A 17861-nucleotide genomic window follows, 5' to 3' on the forward strand; every position below is an offset into this window, starting at 1 on the left:
GACCCGGAAGGCACCGGCATCGTCATGACCGGGATGCGACAGAAACTGGCCGAGTTCTACGAGAAACTCCCCGGCCGCGGATGAACGAGCATCAGCGCGGGCGCGTCGGTCGGCACCACGGAGGCCGCCGCCCGCACCGAATCCACCGTCACATCCGAAACTGCCGTCATCTCGCTCCTTCGCTCGTGTCGGGGCGTACGGGAGGCCACCAGTCATGACCAGCACTCTTGGCGCCGACGCCACACCCCCACCGGCCAATCTCGACATCGCCGAACTCGAGCGGGAGCTGACGCGGCGAGTTGACGGCGAAGTTCGGTTCGACGTGGGAAGTCGTGGGGCGTACGCGACCGACGCGTCGAACTACCGGCAGGTGCCGCTCGGGGTCGTGCTGCCTGGAACGGTCGAGGCCGGGGTCGAGGCGGTGGCGGTGTGCCGTGAGCACTCGGCGCCGGTGCTGTCCCGTGGCGGCGGGACCAGCCTGGGAGGCCAGGCCACCAACGTCGCGGTGATCATCGACTGGACCAAATACTGCGACCGGCTGTTGTCGGTCGACCCGGACAGCTGGACCTGTGTCGTCGAGCCGGGGATCGTGCTCGACGAGCTCAACGACCAGCTGTCCGGTCACGGGCTGGAATTCGGCCCTCGCCCATCCACACACAGCCACTGCGCCATCGGCGGCATGATCGGCAACAACTCGTGCGGGGCGTCGGCACAGCGCACAGGCAAGATGGTCGACAACGTCGTCGCTCTGGAGATACTCACCTACGACGGAGTCCGCAGCTGGGTCGGCCGGACCAGCGACGGCGAGTACGAGCAGGTGCTCGCCGAAGGCGGCCGCAAGGCCGAGATCTTCCGTGGGTTGCGCGAGATCGTGGACGAGTACGGCGACCTGGTCCGGCGGCGGTTCCCGGACATACCCCGCCGGGTGTCGGGTTACAACCTCGACTCACTGTTGCCCGAGAAGGGTTTCGACGTGGCCCGGCTGCTGGTCGGCAGCGAGGGCACGCTGGCCACGGTATTGCGGGCGGAGCTGCGCCTGGTTCCGGTGCTGGCGCAGCGGACGCTGCTCGTGCTCGGCTACGACGACATCGCCGCGGCGGCGGACGCGGTGCCGGACATCCTGTCGAACAGCGACCCGGTGGTGCTCGAGGGGATGGACGACCGACTGGTGTACTTCGAACACCAGGAGCATCTGAACGAGGAGTCGCTGCAGATGCTCCCGGAAGGGGCCGGCTGGCTGCTGGTGCAGTTCGGCGCCGACACGAAGGAGGACGCCGACGCCCAGGCAGACGCGCTGCTCGAGGCGCTCGGAAAAGCCCGGGGTGACCCTCGGGTGAGCTTCTCCGACGACTTGGCCAAGGAGAAGGAGATCTGGCAGGCCCGCGAAGCCGGCCTCGGCGCCACCGCAAGGCCCCCGGACATGTCCGACACCTGGCCCGGCTGGGAGGACTCCGCCGTCCCGCCGGAGCGGCTCGGCGACTACCTGCGCGACCTGTCGGCGCTGATCGAGGAGTTCGATCTGGGGGACCCGTCGTTCTACGGTCATTTCGGCCAGGGATGTGTCCATGTGCGCATCCCGTTCGACCTGGTCACCGCGGACGGGGTCGCCTCGTTCGCCCGGTTCACCGAACGGGCGGCCGATCTGGTCGCTTCCTACGGTGGTTCGCTGTCCGGTGAGCACGGCGACGGCCAGGCCCGTGGGCCGTTGCTGGAGCGGATGTTCGGCTCTGACGTCGTCACGGCGTTCGAACGGACCAAGGCGCTGTTCGACCCCGACACCATGATGAACCCGGGCAAGGTGGTCACCGCGCGCCGCGTCGACGAGAACTTGCGTCTCGGCGCCGACTGGGAGCCGCAGCCACACAGCACGTGGTTCGCCTACCCCGACGACGACGGCAGCTTCACCCGCGCGACCATGCGCTGCGTGGGTGTCGGCAACTGCCGTCAGGAGCAAGGCGGAGTGATGTGCCCGTCGTACATGGTGACGCGCGAGGAGGAGCACTCCACTCGCGGCCGGGCGCGGCTGCTGTTCGAGATGCTCCAGCCGCACGAGGACTCCCCGATCACCGACGGGTGGCGCTCCACCCGCGTACGCGACGCACTCGACCTCTGCCTGGCCTGTAAGGGCTGCAAGTCCGACTGCCCCGTCAACGTGGACATGGCCACCTACAAGGCCGAGTTCCTCGCGCACCACTACGCGGGCCGCCTCCGCCCGGCGGCGCACTACACGCTGGGGTGGCTGCCGCTGTGGGCACGGGTCGCGTCGCACGCTCCACGGCTGGTCAACGCCGCGCTGTACGCGCCCGGGCTGGGCCGTCTCGGCAAGCAGCTCGCCGGAGTCGCGGTCGAGCGAGACGCGCCGCCGTTCGCCGGCGAGACGTTCCAGCAGTGGTGGCGCCGCCACCAGGGCGACGCGCCCGAGCCCGACCCCCGCGCGGATCGGACCGTGCTCATCTGGCCGGACAGCTTCACCAATCACTACCACCCGAACGTCGGGCGTGCGGCCGTGCACGTACTGGAAGCGGCCGGGTTCGACGTCGTCGTCCCCGACGACGCGGTGTGCTGCGGCCTGACCTGGATATCCACCGGGCAACTCGACGTCGCCCAGCGCGTCTTCCGCCGTACGCTGCGGACGCTGCGGCCGTGGCTGGCCGCCGACACCCCGATCATCGGGCTCGAACCCTCGTGCACCGCGGTGTTCCGCAACGACATGCCGGACATGCTGCCCGACGACGCCGACGTCCGCCGCCTGGCCCGCCAGACCCACACCTTGGCCGAGTTCCTGCTCCGGCACGCGCCGGACGGGTGGCAGCCACCGCAGCTGGACCGGCAGGCGCTCGTCCAGACCCACTGTCACCAGCACGCCGTCATCGGCTTCGACGCCGACACCGAGCTGATGTGCCGCGCCGGCATCGACGCGACCGTGCCCGACTCCGGATGCTGCGGCCTGGCCGGCAACTTCGGCTTCGAGGACGGCCACTACGACGTGTCGATGGCCTGTGCCGAACGCGTGCTGCTGCCCGCGGTCCGCGACGCCTCTCCGGAGACGCTGGTGATCGCCGACGGGTTCAGCTGCCGGACCCAGATCGAGCAGGGCGACAGCGGACGCACCGCCCTTCACCTGGCCGAAGCGCTGGACCTGGGGTTGCAGGGCGATCGAGGGGAGCCGTACCCGGAACGGACGGTGGGCCGGCCGGCGGTCGACCGGCGTGCCTCCCGCGGCGTCACCGCGACCGGTGTGGCCGCGGCGGCGAGCGCTGTCGCGGCCGTGGTGCTGGGCCTGCGTCGTCGATGGAAGAGGTGAACATCGAGGCCGAGTCGAGGGGTCCGCGTCATCGCGCTGGGTGCCACCGCGGTCGAGAGGACCGTCGCCCGCCGAGTCGAGCGGGCGCGTAACGTCGAACGACGTCCGGCGCAGCAGCCCGCAGCCGGTCGGCGGCGGCCGAGCGGCGCCGACACCGTGCCACTCCCCAGACGGAGGCCAGCGCGCCGGTTGCGGCGCCCGTGGCCGCGCCGAGCAGGTACCGATGTCGCGAGGCCCACATCTGGTAGCTGCGCGTGATCGACTTGCCATCGAACTCGCCGTGCGCGCCGTAGTCTTCGACGTCGTCGACCGGTTCCCACAGGTTGGCCGGGGCGTCGGGGTCCAGCGGCTGATCGGTCTGCTGGGACGCGAACGCGGTACGAGCCAGGTACCGGTCGAGCAGCCCGCCGGCGAACTTGTTCGCGACGATGGTGCCGACCGTGCTGCGGCCGACCCAGTACTCCCGCCGCCCCGGATGGGCGGCCGCGTGCAGCACGGCCCGCGCGCCCACCTCGGGCTGGTAGATCGGAGGCACCGGCTGGGCGTGGTGCGGTAGCCGGGTGAGGGCCCAGTCGAACTGCGGCGTGTTCATCGCTGGCAGATGCACCATCGTGAGGTTCACGTGTGAGCCTTCGTGCAGCAGCTCGCAGCGCAGCGACTCGTGGAAGCCGCGGAGGGCGTGCTTGGCTCCGCAGTAGGCGCTCTGCAACGGGATGCCCCGATAGGCCAGCGCGGACCCGACCTGCACGATCGTGCCGCGGTCGCGGGGGAGCATCCGGTCCAGGGCCACCTTGGTGCCGTAGACGTAGCCGAGATACGTCACATCGGTGACCCGTTCGAACTCCTCCGGTTCGATCTTGGTGAACGGTGCGAGCACGGACGTCATCGCCACGTTCACCCAGGTATCAATGGGACCCAGTTCGATCTCCACCTGGCCGGCGGCCTGGGCGAGCGCGCCGGCGTCGGCGACGTCCACAGGTAGCGCCAGGGTGCGACCGCCCGCGGCGCGCACGTCGTCAGCCGCGGCCTCCAGGCCCGCCTGCCCTCGCGCGAGCAGCGCCACCGCTGCACCCTTCTCCCCGAACCGTCGGGCGATCGCACGGCCGGTGCCTCCGCTGGCACCAGTGACGACAACGACGTCCATGTCCCCGGATCTCCTCTCGCTGCGGGCGCGCCGCCGACACGGCGCGTACGTCATCGCTTACCCCGCACGCTGTCGATCACGCGGGCAGTGGGCCGGAGGATCGGCGCTCGGCTTCATGGCATCGGGCCACGAAGCAGTTGATCATGGAATGGTCGGCGCCCAGATCTCGCGGAGCCGGTCGATCTGTTCCTGCGCCCCGGTGGACACCATGTCGCCGGCTTCGCCGTCCGTTTCGCTGCGAATGAGGGCGGTGTGCAGGTGCACCAGTTCCCGCTCGAGCGGCGCTGGGAGTGCGCCGAGCGTGGGGCGCTCGCGGGTGGCCCGGGCAATCTCGGCCCGGTCCGCGCCCGCGCCCCGCCCCGTGAGTACCTGCGTACGCGCGCGCGTCACGGCCTGCTGCGGGTCGTCGGCGGGGCGGGCGCGCGCACCGCTGCCTGGCTGGTTGTCGGCCGTCATACCCCCATGTAATCACCACGGCTCCCGGATGTGTGTGGATCACGCCTGCGGGTAATGCATCCACCGACCCCGGGCGTCCACAGGTGAGGAGAGTCCGTGCCCGATCCAGCGATCTTTCCGTGGTTCGTGGTGATCACACACGCGTTGACGGTGTTCTTCATGCTGATGCTCGCCCGGTCCGGCATCGAGGTTCTGGCGTCGTTCCCCAAGATGTACTGGAACGACGGATGCCCGCCCGGTCGGGAATGGGCGCGGTTCTCCACCAAGATGTACGGTGCCGACTCGCGCCGTCCGTGGGTCAGCCTGGACGAGGAAGAGGCGTGGAATCCGGTGATCGCGATGCCCGGGCGGAAGAACCTGGGGCTTGGGCGGCACTGGCACTTCATGACCGTGCACTTCTGGATCGCCACCGGGATCGTCTACATTGCGATGGTCTTCACGTCCGGGCGCTGGCACTTCCTGATTCCGACCGAGTGGTCGGTCGTTCCGGACGCGATCGAAGCCGTCGGAACGTACCTGCAGTTCGAGCTGCCGGCGAAACTGCCAGGTGAGCCCTACAACGCTGTGCAGAAGCTCACCTACTTCGCCGTGGTGTTCTTGCTCGCGCCGCTGCAGATCATCACCGGTGCGGCGATGTCACCGTCGGTACTGGCGCGTTTCCCGTGGTATGGCAAGCTGTTCGGTGGCAAGCAGGGTGCGCGAAGCATCCACTTCATCGGGTTGTGCGCGTTCGCCGGATTCGTCGTGATCCACACCGCGATGGTGATCATCCACGGACTGCCGCTCGGATTCGCGAAGATCGTCCTGGGCCATGAGACGGCGGACCGGTCGCTCGCGGTGGCGATCGGGACGATCGCACTCGCCGCGATCGTGCTCATCCATGTGCTGTTGACGGTGTTCGCCCGGCTGCGCCCGCGGACGGCCCAGCATCTTCTCGGCGTCGTGGTGGCGCCGTTCGAGGGAGTGCTGTCTCGGCTGTTCACGTCGCGGCAGCGTTACACCCGCGCCGACATCTCGGAATATCACCGGGTCAACGGTTATCCGCCGGTCGATCCGGAGTACGAGCGGATGGCTGCCGACGACTTCGCCGACTATCGGCTGCCCGTGGGCGGACGTGTCGCCAACCCGGTGTCGCTGTCGCTGGCCGAGCTGCGTGAACTCGGATGGGCGACGCAGATCTGCAATCACAACTGCATCCAGGGATGGAACTCGATCGCCGAGTGGGGCGGTGTGCCGCTCGAGCGCCTGGTCGACCTCGTGTCGCCCGATCCGGACGTGACACACGTTGTGTTCTACGCGATGGATGACAAGGGACTCACCGAGGGCGAAGGTCGTTACGGCTACTTCTACGAGGCGGTGCCGATCTTCCTGGCCCGTCACACCCAGTCGCTGCTCGCCCTGGAGATGAACGGGGCGCCGCTCCCGATCGAGCACGGCGCGCCGGTGCGGGTGCGCTTCGAGACCCAGCTCGGCTACAAGATGGTCAAGTGGATCAAGGCCGTGGAGTTCGTCGACGACGTCTCCACCATCGGGTTGGGACAGGGCGGATACCGCGAAGACCAGCTCTACTACGCCAACGCGGCAGGGATCTGACCATGGCCGTTCCACCGGACATTCGGCCGGAGGTGCTGCGCGAGTACGCCCTGCTGGCCGACGGCGAACGGGGCGCGCTGATCGGCCCTCGTGGTGACATCGTGTGGATGTGTGCTCCCGGATGGGACTCCGACGCGGTGTTCTCCGCCCTGATCGGTGGCGCCGGGACGTATGCCGTCAGCCCTCGCGACCGCTGGTACGTCTGGGGCGGTTACTACGAGGTGGGGTCGCTGATCTGGCACTCGCGCTGGATGACCTCCAGTGGCGCGATCGAGTGCCGGGAGGCGCTGGCGTTCCCCGGCGACCCGCACACCGCGGTCATGCTCCGTCGCGTACACGCCAACGACGACGAGGCCGCCGAGGTGGACGTGGTGCTCGACCCGCGCGCCGGCTTCGGGCGACACGCCATGCGTCAGCTCCATCGCAACGATGACACGTGGACCGCGCGTGTCGGCCCGCTCCATCTGCGGTGGTCCGGTGCTGCTGCGGCTCGCGAGCGTGACGGCGCTCTGGCCTGCACGCTGGTGGTGCCCGCCGGACAAACCCACGACCTGATCCTCGAACTGTCCGACCAACCGCTGGCCGACCAGCCGGTCGACGCCTCCGCGTCGTGGGAGGCCACGGAGCATCGGTGGAAGGGGACGATGCCCGACCTGAGCACCGTGATCGCCCGCCGAGATGCCCGCCACGCCGTGGCGGTGCTGCGTGGCATGACGAGCAGGCACGGTGGCATGGCCGCGGCCGCCACCACGTCGCTGCCGGAACGCTCCGAGGCGGGACGCAACTACGACTACCGATACTCGTGGATCCGCGACCAGTGCTACGCCGGTCAGGCCGCGGCCGTCGCGGGTGTGTCCGACCTGCTGGACAACGCCGTGGAATTCATCGCCCAGCGGATCCTCGACGACGGGCCGTCGCTGCGGCCCGCGTACACCGTCGACGGGGGACCGGTGCCCGACGAACACACCCTTCGCCGCGTGATCGGTTATCCGGGTGGGGGCAACCGGGCCGGCAATCGAGTCGGCCACCAGTTCCAGCTCGATGCGTTCGGTGAGGCGCTCCTGCTGTTCGCGGCCGCCGCGCGGGACGACCGCCTCGGTACCGAGCATTGGCGAGCCGTCGAGGCTGCGGTCGCCGCCATCGAGGAGCGCATGAACGACGAGGGCGCCGGGGTGTGGGAACTGCACGACGACCGGTGGACCCACTCCCGGTTGATCTGCGCCACAGGACTGCGCGCCGCCGCAGCGGCGGGCGCCGCTCGCTCGCAAGCTGCCGCTTGGACGTCGCTGGCCGACACCATCGTCGCCGATACCGCCAAGGACAGCCTGCACCCCACAGGACGGTGGCAGCGCACCCCGACCGACCCTGGGGTGGACGTTGCGCTGTTGTTGCCGGTGATCCGAGAGGGTCTGGACCCGGGCGATACGCGAAGCATCGCCACCCTCGACGCCGTACGCACAGAACTGACACAGGACGGGTACGTCTACCGTTTCCGGCACGACCAGCGTCCGTTGTACGAGGCGGAGGGCGCGTTCCTGCTCTGCGGGTTCGTGACCGCGATGGCCGATCACCAACAAGGCCGCGAAGTGCAGGCCCGAGCGTGGTTCGAGCGGAACCGGGCGGCCTGCGGTCCTGCCGGGCTCTACTCCGAGGAGTACGACGTCAACCAGCGCCAACTGCGCGGCAACCTGCCACAAGCATTCGTGCACGCCATGTTGCTCGAAGCGGCCTGCCGCCTTGCACAGCCATCGACCGCACCGTGAACCGTAGCGGCTCATCGGCGATGGGTTTGATGCGTGATGCACGGGCGGGTGTGACGCGTCGGAATCCGGGGAGCTCTCGGCCCCACGAGCGTTGTGTGTCCTGCGTCACAGAACTCGCCTCCGCATGGTTTCTAGCGTCGGTTCGTCTCTTCGGGATCGATCACATCGTGGGATGGAGGTCCGATCATGGCGGATGCGCAGGCGGTGGATCGTGGTGTGGCTTTGCCGGTGCGGGTCGGTGCCGGGATTGTCGGCGGCCTGGTCGGTGGTGTCGGGTTCGGTGTGTTGATGCAGGCCATGGGGATGATGCCGATGGTGGCCGACCTCATCGGCAGCAGCTCCGAGGGCGTGGGTTGGCTGGTGCATCTGTTCAACTCTGCGCTGTTCGGTGCGGTGTTCGTGGTGCTGTTCTCGCGGGTGCTGCAGGACCTGGGGGTGACGGCCCTGCTGGGGCTGGTCTACGGCGCGGCCTGGTGGGTGCTCGGCGCGCTGTGGATCATGCCGGCGTGGCTCGGGATGAGCGAGATGGTCTTCGAGGTCGGTGACGCGCAGTGGCAGAGTCTGGTCGGGCATCTGTTCTACGGCCTGCTGCTGGCCGTGACGTATCTGGTGCTGACGGCACGGATGGCGCGTCGGTGACCAGGGACACGTCGCGGGGGGCGTCCTCACCGGGAGATGATGCGGAGCAGAAGTTGACGTACTGTCTGGTCGAGGGCGTCGATGCCTTGGACCGGCAGCCTTGGGACAGCGATTCGCCTCCGTGGGCGCCGGGCCGGCGCGAGGAGGCGACGCTGATGGAGCAGGCGGGCGCGCAGCCGGACAAGACGTGGTGCCTGGCCGAGGTGGACATCTTCTGTGACCTGTCGGACCAGGAGATGCGGGTCATCGCGGACAACGCGCCGATGCGGACCTATGCGGCCGGCGAGTTGCTGTTCTCGCCGCACAACCCGGTCGAGACGTTGTTCATCCTGAAGCGCGGCCGGGTGCGGGTGTTCCGGGTGTCCGAGGACGGGCGTGCGCTGACGACGGCGATCATCACGCCGGGGACGATCTTCGGCGAGATGGTGTTGCTGGGGCAGTCGATGTACGACAACTTCGCCGAGGCGCTCGACGAGGCCGTGGTGTGTGTCATGAGCAGGGCGGACGTGCGCAGGTTCCTGCTCGCCGACCGGCGCATCGCCGGTCGGATCGCCGAGACGCTGGGTCATCGGCTGGCCGAGATGGAGCAGCGGCTCACCGACAGCGTCTTCAAGAGCGTTTCGCAGCGGATCGCGTCGACGTTGTGCACGTTGACACCGGACGCGCCTCGAGGTGGGGTGCTGAGCCGCGGGCAGCAGATCACGCTGACGCACGAGCAGCTCGCGGCGTTGGTGGGGACGTCCCGCGAGACGGCGACGAAGGTGCTGGGGGAGTTCGCCGACCGCGGCCTGCTCCGTCTGGGACGCGGCCGCATCGTCGTCCTGGACGCGGCGGCGATGGAGGCCGAAGCCCACGAGGGGTGACCATCCGGGACATCTGTCCTGGTCGATCGCGGACAGCTCGATCTGCCGTGGTGGCGGCCGGGCGCTCCAGCGTCGCGAACATGGAACCGCAGGAGTATGCGTTGACCTCCCAGGTTTCGGCTGTTAATTTACTTCTAAATTTACGTCCGAATCGAGGTCAGGTTGGCGCACGCCCCAGCACCGAACGGCTCCTCCGCGCGAGGCGATCTCGTGCCGTCGGCCATCCTCGGCCTGCTCGGCACTCGCGGCTCGGCGTCGCGGGCAGAGATCGCACGAGTGCTGGAGATCAGCCCGGCGACGGTTACCCAGGTCACCAAAAACCTGCTGGTCCATGGCTTGATCACCGAACTCGAGCAGGTTCCGTCGGACGGCGGGCGGCCGGCGCGCCTGCTCGGTCTCGTGCATTCCGCGGGCGGGGCGATCGGTGCCAAGGTCACCGCCGACCACGTCGCCGTGGTGGACGTGGGTCTGGACGGCGCGGTCCGGCACTCGACGTCGTACCCGTTCGATCCGGAATCTCCGACCGCGCTCGACCGGCTGGTCGACATCCTCGGCGCCGCCATGGACGACCGTGGCGACCGCCACCTGCTGGGGATCGGTGTCGGAGTCCCCGGGGCTGTCGACGACCAAGCGACGGGCATCGTGTCGGCGCCCACTCTGGGATGGAACGACGCACAGGTCGGGCCGATCCTCCGATCCGGACTGGGCGTGCCGGTGCTGGTGGAGAACGACGTCAACACCCTGGCGGTGGCGGAGCGGCTCTACGGTATCGGGCAGTCGCACTCGTCGTACCTGGTCGTCACCATCGGCCGGGGAATCGGCTGTGGCATCGTCGTCGACCGGGCGATCTACCGCGGGTCGCGCGGCGGCGCAGGCGAGATCGGGCACACCCCGATCACGGTCGACGGTCCGTTGTGCGGGTGCGGTTCCGAAGGTTGCCTGGAAGCACACGTCGGCGAGGCCGCCCTCGTGGCCACCGCGCGGGAACGCGGCGTCGTCGGCCCGCGCGGCACCGTGCGAGGTCTACACGCGGCGGCGGACGACGGCGACCCGGACGCGCGGGAGATCTACCGCCACGCGGGAGAGCTGCTCGGGCGGGCGCTGGCTGGCATCGTGCACACGCTCGACCCGGAGATCGTCATGATCCTCGGCGAGGGTATCGACGCGTGGAGCCACTGGGAGCCGGGCTTCGAGGCGGCCTTCCGGCGTCACCTGATCGCCTCGCGCCGGGGCCTCACCTACGTCGTGGAGCCGTGGGCGGAGGACAAGTGGGCGCTCGGCGCGGCAGCGCTCGTGTTCGCGTCGCCGTTCGACGTCGCGGGCGCCAGCGGCGACCAGGGCCGTCTGGTCCGGGAGCGGCTGCACGCCGGCCAGACCGAGTCGCGGGCATGAACGCGACGCAGCCGACCCTGACCCGGGGGTCCGTCGACGATCGGGACGGGGCCCGTCCGGTCGCTCCCGGCGCGAGTCGGCGCCGACGCTCGCCGCGGCTGCGAACCCTCGGTTGGGCGCTGTTCTTCCTCCTGCCCAGCGGTGTTCCGCTGTTGCTGTTCACGTTCGTCCCGATGGTGTCGTCGGCGTGGGTGAGCCTGCACGAGTGGAACCTGATCTCGTCTATGACGTGGGTGGGGTTGGACAACTATGCGCACCTGCTCACCGACCCCAACACCCGCGAGGTGTTCGGGCACACGCTGCTGTACATCCTCGGCTACTTCCCGCTCGTCTACGCGGGAGGCCTGGGCTTGGCGGTGGTGCTCAACCGGCGCCTCGCCGCCCGGGGGTTCTTCCGCGCCGCGTACTTCCTGCCCGTGGTCACCAGCTGGGTGGTCGTCGCACTGGTGTGGCAGTGGCTGCTCAACCCGTCCAACGGGCTCGTCAACCAGATCCTCGGCTTCCTGAACCTGCCGGAGCCCGGCTGGTGGACCGACCCCTCCTGGGCGATGCCGTCGGTGATCCTCGCCTCTGCCTGGAAAGACCTCGGCTTCGTCATGGTCATCCTCCTGGCGGGCCTGCAGACGATCCCGCAGGAGCTGTACGAGGCGTCCCGGATCGACGGGGCGTCGGCCTGGAAGCAGTTCCGGCACGTGACACTGCCGCTGCTGTCCCCGTCCACGTTCTTCGTCGTGGTGATATCGCTGATCAACGGGTTCCAGGTGTTCGACCAGGTCTATGTGATGACCGGCGGCGGGCCGAGCGGCGCGAGCCAGGTGGTGGTGGGCCAGATCTACGAGTTGACGTTCCGTTACGGGCGAGCCGGCGAGGCGTCGGCGCTGTCGTGGCTGCTGTTCCTGGTCATCCTCGCGGTCACGGCCGTCCAGATTCGCGGGCAACGCCGGTGGGTGCACTATGCCTGATGCCACCGTGACCGCTGTGCGCCCGGAGGCCGAGCCGAGAACCGGTCCGCGCCGTCGTGGGTTCGGTCGAGCCGCGCTCTACGCCGGAGTGATCGCCGGCGCGTTCGTCATGCTGTTCCCGTTCCTGTGGACGCTCGTCACCTCCATCACGGCCGACGGCAACCTCTCGGGCGGCCCGACGCTCTTGGTGGAGAACCCGACCCTGGAGGCGTACCGGACGCTGTTCGACACGCTGCCGATGTGGCGGATCGTGGCGAACTCGTTCGGCGTCGCCGTCGTGTCGACCGTGGCGCAACTCGTCACCGGCTCGATGGCCGCGTACGGCTTCGCGCGTCTGCGGTTCCCGGGCAGGAACGTCATTTTCACGCTCTACCTGGCCACCCTGATGGTGCCGCTGCAGGTGCTGGTGGTGCCGCTGTTCATTCAGATGAGCCGCTTCGATCTGAACGACACGTACTTCGCACTGCTCGCACCTTCCGTCGCGTCCGCGTTCGGCATCTTCCTGCTCAAACAGGCGATGGAGAGCGTGCCGCGAGAGCTCGACGAGGCCGCGACCATCGACGGTGCCAGCCACCTGCGGATCTACGCGACCATCGTGCTCCCGCTGGTCCGTCCGGCACTGGCCGCGCTGACCGTGTTCGCCTTCATGAGCAGCTGGAACAACTTCCTCTGGCCCCTGATCGTCATCCGCTCGCCGGAGCTGATGACGCTGCCGCTGGGCCTGTCCACCCTGCACGGCCAGTTCACCACCGAATGGAACGTGGTCATGGCCGGCTCGGTGGTGTCGATCCTGCCCATCGCCGTCGTCTACCTCTTCGCGCAACGGCACATCATCGCGGGCATGGCGCACACCGGCTTGAAATGACTCTTCAGACGAAAGGACCAACCATGGTGCAACGCAGCTCCACCCGACGCGCGGCCGTCGCCGCGGGCATCGGTGCCCTCGCGCTCGCGCTCTCGGCCTGCTCCCAGGGTTCGGCCACCGACTCGTCCGACTCGAACAGCGCGGACGGCACCACCACCGTCAGATACATGAACTTCTCCGCCAACGACGGCCACGAGGCCGACCTCGACCGGATCGTCGAAGCGTTCGAGGCCGCAAACGAGGACGTCCAGGTCGAGGTGGAGACCGTGCCGTTCGCTGACTACTTCACTTCCCTGCAGACCGCGGTGGCCGGCGGCACCGTCGCCGACACGTTCGAGTTGAACTACGAGAACTTCGTGACCTACGCGGAGAACGGGTCGCTGGCGCCGCTGGACGAGATCGACACCGGTGCCTACCGTGAGTCGCTGCTCGAGGCTTTCAACCGGGACGGGACGCAGTACGGCGTCCCGACGTCGTTCTCCAACGTCGTCCTCTTCTACAACAAGACCCTGTTCGAGCAGGCCGGCGTGGAACCGCCCACGAACGACTGGACCTGGGCCGACGAGCAGGCCGCGGCGAAGGCCCTGACCGACAAGGACGCCGGGGTCTGGGGCGACTACCAGCCGATCAGTTTCAACGAGTTCTACAAGGCACTGGCCCAGGCCGGTGGCGAGTTCATGAACGACGACGCTTCGCGGGCCACCTTCAACTCCCCGGAGGGCGTCGAGGCGGCCAACTGGCTGGTGCAGAAGTCCGGAACGACCATGCCGACGAAGGCCGACGGCGCCGGCACGCCGGACTTCGACTCGAACCTGTTCGCCGAAGGCAACCTCGCCATGTGGCACACCGGTATCTGGATGTTCGGCGCCATGGCCGACGTGCCGTTCGAATGGGACATCGTCGTCGAACCCGGCCGAGCGACCGACGCGTCGGCGATGTTCGCCAACGGCGCCGTCGTCTCCGCGAGCAGCGAACACCCGGACGCCGCTCAGCGCTGGGTCGACTTCCTCGCCGCATCGGACACGACGACGGACATCCGGCTGGAGACGTCCTGGGAACTGCCGCCGGTGGCCGACGAGTCCAAGCTGGCCGAGTACACCGAGGCCACACCGCCGGCCAACCGGCAAGCCGTTCTGGACTCGCTCGACGCCGTCGCGCTGCCCCCGGTGATCGAACGCCAGCAGGAGATGCAGGACGTCGTCACCGAGGAACTCGGCAACGCCGCGGCCGGACGCAAATCCGTCGAGGACGCACTCGCCGACGCCGAGCAAGCTGTCAACGAGCTGCTCTGATCCCGCCCGTTTCTCGATCTTTAGGACACTGACGCCCATGACCACGACGCCACCTCCGTCGTCGTCCACTCTCGCCGGCCTCGCGCACCGCAGCCATCAGGTGATCACCGAGCACCAGCATCGCTCCGGTGCCTACCCGGCGTCGCCGACGTTCTCGGCCTACCGGGGATTCGCGTGGTTCCGAGACGGCTCGTTCACCGCCGAGGGGATCTCGCGGTACGGCGACGTCACGTCGGCGAATCGGTTCCACGACTGGGCGGCCGGTGTCCTCACCGATCGCCGCGGGCACATCGAGAGCCTGGTCGGCGCCGCGGACAGCGGCCGGCAGGTGCCGGTGGAGTCGATGCTGCCGACCCGGTTCACCCTCGAAGGCGGCGACGGCGCCGTGCAGTGGTGGAACTTCCAGACCGACGGATACGGGACGTGGCTGTGGGCGGTCACCGAGCACGCCCGCAGGCACGACCTGGACGTCGGGCGGTGGCGTCCGGCCATCCAACTCTGCGTGGATTACGTCGCGGCGTTCTGGGACCGCAACTGTTACGACTGGTGGGAAGAACATCTCGACCAGCGGCACGTGTCCACTCTGGGAGCGCTGTACGGGGGCCTCGTCGCCGCGGTCGGCTCCGGCGTGGTGGATGCCGCACGAGCGGCGCGTGCCGGGCAGGTCGCCGAGGAGATCCGCAAGCTGGTCCTCGACGAAGGTGTGCGTGACGGGCACCTGATCAAGTGGCTCGGCAGCGAGGTCGTGGACGGGTCGCTGCCGGCGTGCGTCGTGCCGTTCGGTCTGGTGGAGCTGGACGATCCGGTCGCCGCGGCGACGCTCGACGCGGTGACGCGCGAGCTGGACACCGACGGCGGGGTGCACAGGTACGCGGCCGACGTCTTCTACGGCGGCGGGCAGTGGCTGCTGCTGTCGGCCCTGCTCGGCTGGAACCGGGCCGCGGCGGGCGACACGGCGGCCGCGTGGAGCTACCTGCACTGGATAGCCGCTCAAGCGACGAACGACGATGAACTGCCCGAGCAGGTGCCGCACCATCTGCTGGCACCCGAACATCGGGCGGAGTGGGTCGAGCGGTGGGGCACCGTCGCGACGCCGCTGCTGTGGTCGCACGGAATGTACCTCGTCCTGGCCGACGAACTCGGCCTGCTGACCGGAGAGCCGCGACAGTGGCAGGAGCGGCGATGACGGCGGTGGACGGCGAGCAGACCGTGATGAGGCACCGTCCGCACGGTGTCGGGCACCCGTACGCCGTCTCGCCGGACCAGCGCGTTCCGGTGCTTCCGGAGGCCGGGCAGCGCGTGCGTCTCGGCGTGGCGGCCGCGACCGAGGTGACGTCGGTGACGTGCGAGTGGGTGACCGTGACCAGCGGCGACGCGGCCGATGGCGGTACCGCGGGCGGCGAAGCCCGCACGCTCACGATGCGGCCCGCCCGGCCGGACGCGGGAGACGCTGCTGCGTTGGCCGGGGGAGAGGGTCATCTCGCGCAGGCGCAGGCCGCCGCGACGGCGTCGGACGGCGGATGGGAGGTGACGACCGAGCCGGTGCGTGACGGTGCGCGCTACCGGTACCGCTTTCACGCCACCCTCGGAGGCGGGACCGGCGAGGACGTGGGCACGGAGTGGTTCGAGTTCAGCACCGCCCGCTGGGTGCCTGACGCGGGTACGTTGAGCATCGCCTCTGACCGGCTCGTGGACGGCAGTCTCGAGTGGCTCGTCGTCGCCGGCCGCGCGCATCGTGCCCGGTTCGCGCTGCGGCTCGAGCCGGACGAGCACGTCGTCGGTTTCGGTGAGCGTTTCGACGCGGTGGACCAGCGCGGTCGGCGGCTGGACGCTGTCGTCTTCGAGCAGTACAAGTCGCAGGGCCGGCACGCACGGACCTACCTGCCCATGCCGTTCGCGCACGTGGTGTCCGAGTCCGGGCCGAGTTGGGGCTTTCACGTCCGGACGTCGCGTCGTACCTGGTACGACGTGGGTGCGTCCACGCCGGACCGCCTGGTCGTCGAGGTCGCCCTGGGTGGAACGGACGACGAGACGGTCGACGTCGCCATCTACGACGGAACGCCCGGTGACGTGCTCGCCGCGTTCACCGCGCAGGTCGGTCGGGCCGAGGAGCTGCCGACGTGGGTGTTCCGACTGTGGGCGTCCGGCAACGAGTGGAACACGCAGCGGATCGTGATGGACCGGATGCGGCGGCATCGCGAACTCGACATCCCGGTGGGTGCCGTTGTCATCGAGGCATGGAGCGACGAGCAGACCTTCGCAACGTTCCGGGACGCACGTTACGAGGTGCACCGCGACGGAGCGCCACACGCCGCGGAGGACTTCGACTACCCCGCGGACGGCGCCTGGCCGGACCCGAAGGGAATGATCGACGAACTGCACGACCGGGGGATCAAGGTGATCCTGTGGCAGATCCCGCTGCTGAAGACCCGGTACGAGCTGGGCGCCGACGTCAGCGACGACGCGCAGGTCATCCGGGACGGCGCCGAACTGGTGCGCGACGGCCACGCCGTGCGTGAGGCGGACGGCGGCGCCTACCACAACCGGGGCTGGTGGTTCCCGCAGTCGCTGATGCCGGACCTGTCCGTGCAACGCACCCGCGACCAGTGGACGCAGAAGCGCCGGTACCTGGTCCGTGACCTCGACGTCGACGGGTTCAAGACCGACGGTGGCGAGCACGCGTGGGGCCACGACCTGCGTTACGGCGACGGGCGCCGCGGCGACGAAGGCAACAACCTGTACCCGGTGCACTACGCGCGCGCCTACGGTGACCTGCTGCGTTCCGAGGGCAAGGCGCCGGTGACGTTCTCGCGCGCCGGCTTCACCGGGTCGCAGGCGCACGGTGCGATCTGGGCCGGTGACGAGGACTCCACCTGGGAGGGGTTCCGCTCGTCGATCATCGCCGGGATCACCGCGTCGGCGTGCGGCATCGTCTACTGGGGCTGGGACCTCGCCGGGTTCTCCGGCGACGTGCCGGACCCGGAACTGTACCTGCGCGCGGCGGCTGCGTCGTGCTTCATGCCGATCATGCAGTACCACTCCGAGTTCCACCATCACGAGCCGCCGCTGCGGGACCGGACGCCGTGGAACGTCGCCGAGCGCACCGGCGACCAGCGTGTGGTTCCGGTCTTCCGGCGATTCGCGCACTTGCGCGAGCGGCTCGTGGACTACCTGGCCGAGCAGGCGAGGGTGTCCGTGCGGGAGTCGCGTCCGCTGATGCGTGGGCTGTTCTTCGACCACCCCGGCGACCCGTCGGTATGGCGGTACCCGCTGCAGTTCAAGCTCGGCGACGCGCTGCTGGTGGCGCCGGTCGCCGAACCGGGTGTCGACGACGCGGTCGTGTATCTGCCCGAGGGCCGGTGGGTCGACGTGTGGACCGGGACACACCACGCCGGGCCGGGCGAGGTGACATTGCCGGCGCCGCTCGACCAGCCACCGGTCGTGTGTCGCGCCGACCGATGGCCGCAGTTGCGCGCGGCGTTCGCAGATCAACGGGGGACGTCCGAGTGAACGACACCGAAGGGTCCGCCATGCATCGAGGAAGATCACGCACGCCGTTCAAGGAGGGCGTCGAGAAGATCAGCGAAG

General features: G+C 69.1%; 13 protein-coding genes. 11 read left to right on the top strand and 2 right to left on the bottom strand.

The window, feature by feature from the left end; all coding sequences use genetic code 11:
• The first annotated feature begins 214 nt into the window (after window positions 1-214).
• Complete coding sequence (locus tag CLV30_RS13255) at window positions 215-3304, top strand: FAD-binding and (Fe-S)-binding domain-containing protein (RefSeq protein WP_106537710.1); 3090 nt, start codon at window positions 215-217, stop codon at window positions 3302-3304.
• Between the two features lie 28 nt (window positions 3305-3332).
• On the opposite strand, the gene CLV30_RS13260 is transcribed toward CLV30_RS13255, so the two are convergent.
• Together CLV30_RS13260 and CLV30_RS13265 are read right to left on the bottom strand one after the other, a co-directional pair.
• A complete protein-coding gene (locus tag CLV30_RS13260; RefSeq protein WP_106537711.1) occupies window positions 3333-4448 on the bottom strand; it encodes an SDR family oxidoreductase in 1116 nt (371 codons plus the stop codon).
• A 141-nt stretch (window positions 4449-4589) separates the two neighbouring features.
• Window positions 4590-4904 (bottom strand): hypothetical protein, encoded by a 315-nt coding sequence (locus tag CLV30_RS13265; protein WP_106537712.1) that lies wholly within the window; start codon window positions 4902-4904, stop codon window positions 4590-4592.
• Window positions 4905-5000: 96 nt separating this feature from the next.
• Here CLV30_RS13265 and CLV30_RS13270 point away from each other — a divergent pair, with 96 nt between their 5' ends.
• The 10 genes from CLV30_RS13270 (at window position 5001) to CLV30_RS13315 (ending at window position 17783) form a co-directional block, all read left to right on the top strand.
• Entirely contained in the window at window positions 5001-6497 is a 1497-nt protein-coding gene (locus tag CLV30_RS13270; protein WP_205740844.1) for a molybdopterin-dependent oxidoreductase, read from the top strand.
• 2 nt (window positions 6498-6499) lie between these two features.
• A complete protein-coding gene (locus CLV30_RS13275; RefSeq protein ID WP_106537713.1) occupies window positions 6500-8260 on the top strand; it encodes a glycoside hydrolase family 15 protein in 1761 nt (586 codons plus the stop codon).
• 186 nt (window positions 8261-8446) lie between these two features.
• A complete protein-coding gene (locus CLV30_RS13280) occupies window positions 8447-8899 on the top strand; it encodes a hypothetical protein (RefSeq protein ID WP_106537714.1) in 453 nt (150 codons plus the stop codon).
• 53 nt (window positions 8900-8952) lie between these two features.
• The gene (locus CLV30_RS13285; protein WP_106537715.1) at window positions 8953-9762 is read left to right on the top strand and encodes a Crp/Fnr family transcriptional regulator; all 810 of its coding nucleotides are present in this window, start codon (window positions 8953-8955) and stop codon (window positions 9760-9762) included.
• Between the two features lie 210 nt (window positions 9763-9972).
• The gene (locus CLV30_RS13290; RefSeq protein ID WP_205740845.1) at window positions 9973-11154 is read left to right on the top strand and encodes an ROK family transcriptional regulator; all 1182 of its coding nucleotides are present in this window, start codon (window positions 9973-9975) and stop codon (window positions 11152-11154) included.
• The gene (locus CLV30_RS13295; RefSeq protein WP_106537717.1) at window positions 11151-12116 is read left to right on the top strand and encodes a carbohydrate ABC transporter permease; all 966 of its coding nucleotides are present in this window, start codon (window positions 11151-11153) and stop codon (window positions 12114-12116) included. The genes CLV30_RS13290 and CLV30_RS13295 overlap by 4 nt, the downstream gene beginning before the upstream one ends.
• 7 nt (window positions 12117-12123) lie before the next feature.
• Entirely contained in the window at window positions 12124-12981 is an 858-nt protein-coding gene (locus CLV30_RS13300; RefSeq protein ID WP_205740846.1) for a carbohydrate ABC transporter permease, read from the top strand.
• A 23-nt stretch (window positions 12982-13004) separates the two neighbouring features.
• Entirely contained in the window at window positions 13005-14273 is a 1269-nt protein-coding gene (locus tag CLV30_RS13305) for an ABC transporter substrate-binding protein (protein ID WP_106537719.1), read from the top strand.
• A 37-nt stretch (window positions 14274-14310) separates the two neighbouring features.
• Window positions 14311-15459 (top strand): glycoside hydrolase family 15 protein, encoded by a 1149-nt coding sequence (locus CLV30_RS13310; RefSeq protein WP_106537720.1) that lies wholly within the window; start codon window positions 14311-14313, stop codon window positions 15457-15459.
• The gene (locus CLV30_RS13315) at window positions 15456-17783 is read left to right on the top strand and encodes a glycoside hydrolase family 31 protein (RefSeq protein WP_205740847.1); all 2328 of its coding nucleotides are present in this window, start codon (window positions 15456-15458) and stop codon (window positions 17781-17783) included. Before CLV30_RS13310 ends, CLV30_RS13315 begins: the two co-directional genes overlap by 4 nt.
• Window positions 17784-17861 lie beyond the last annotated feature (78 nt).

Origin of the sequence: Haloactinopolyspora alba (assembly GCF_003014555.1) — a bacterium.
Taxonomy (GTDB): Bacteria; Actinomycetota; Actinomycetes; order Jiangellales; family Jiangellaceae; genus Haloactinopolyspora; species Haloactinopolyspora alba.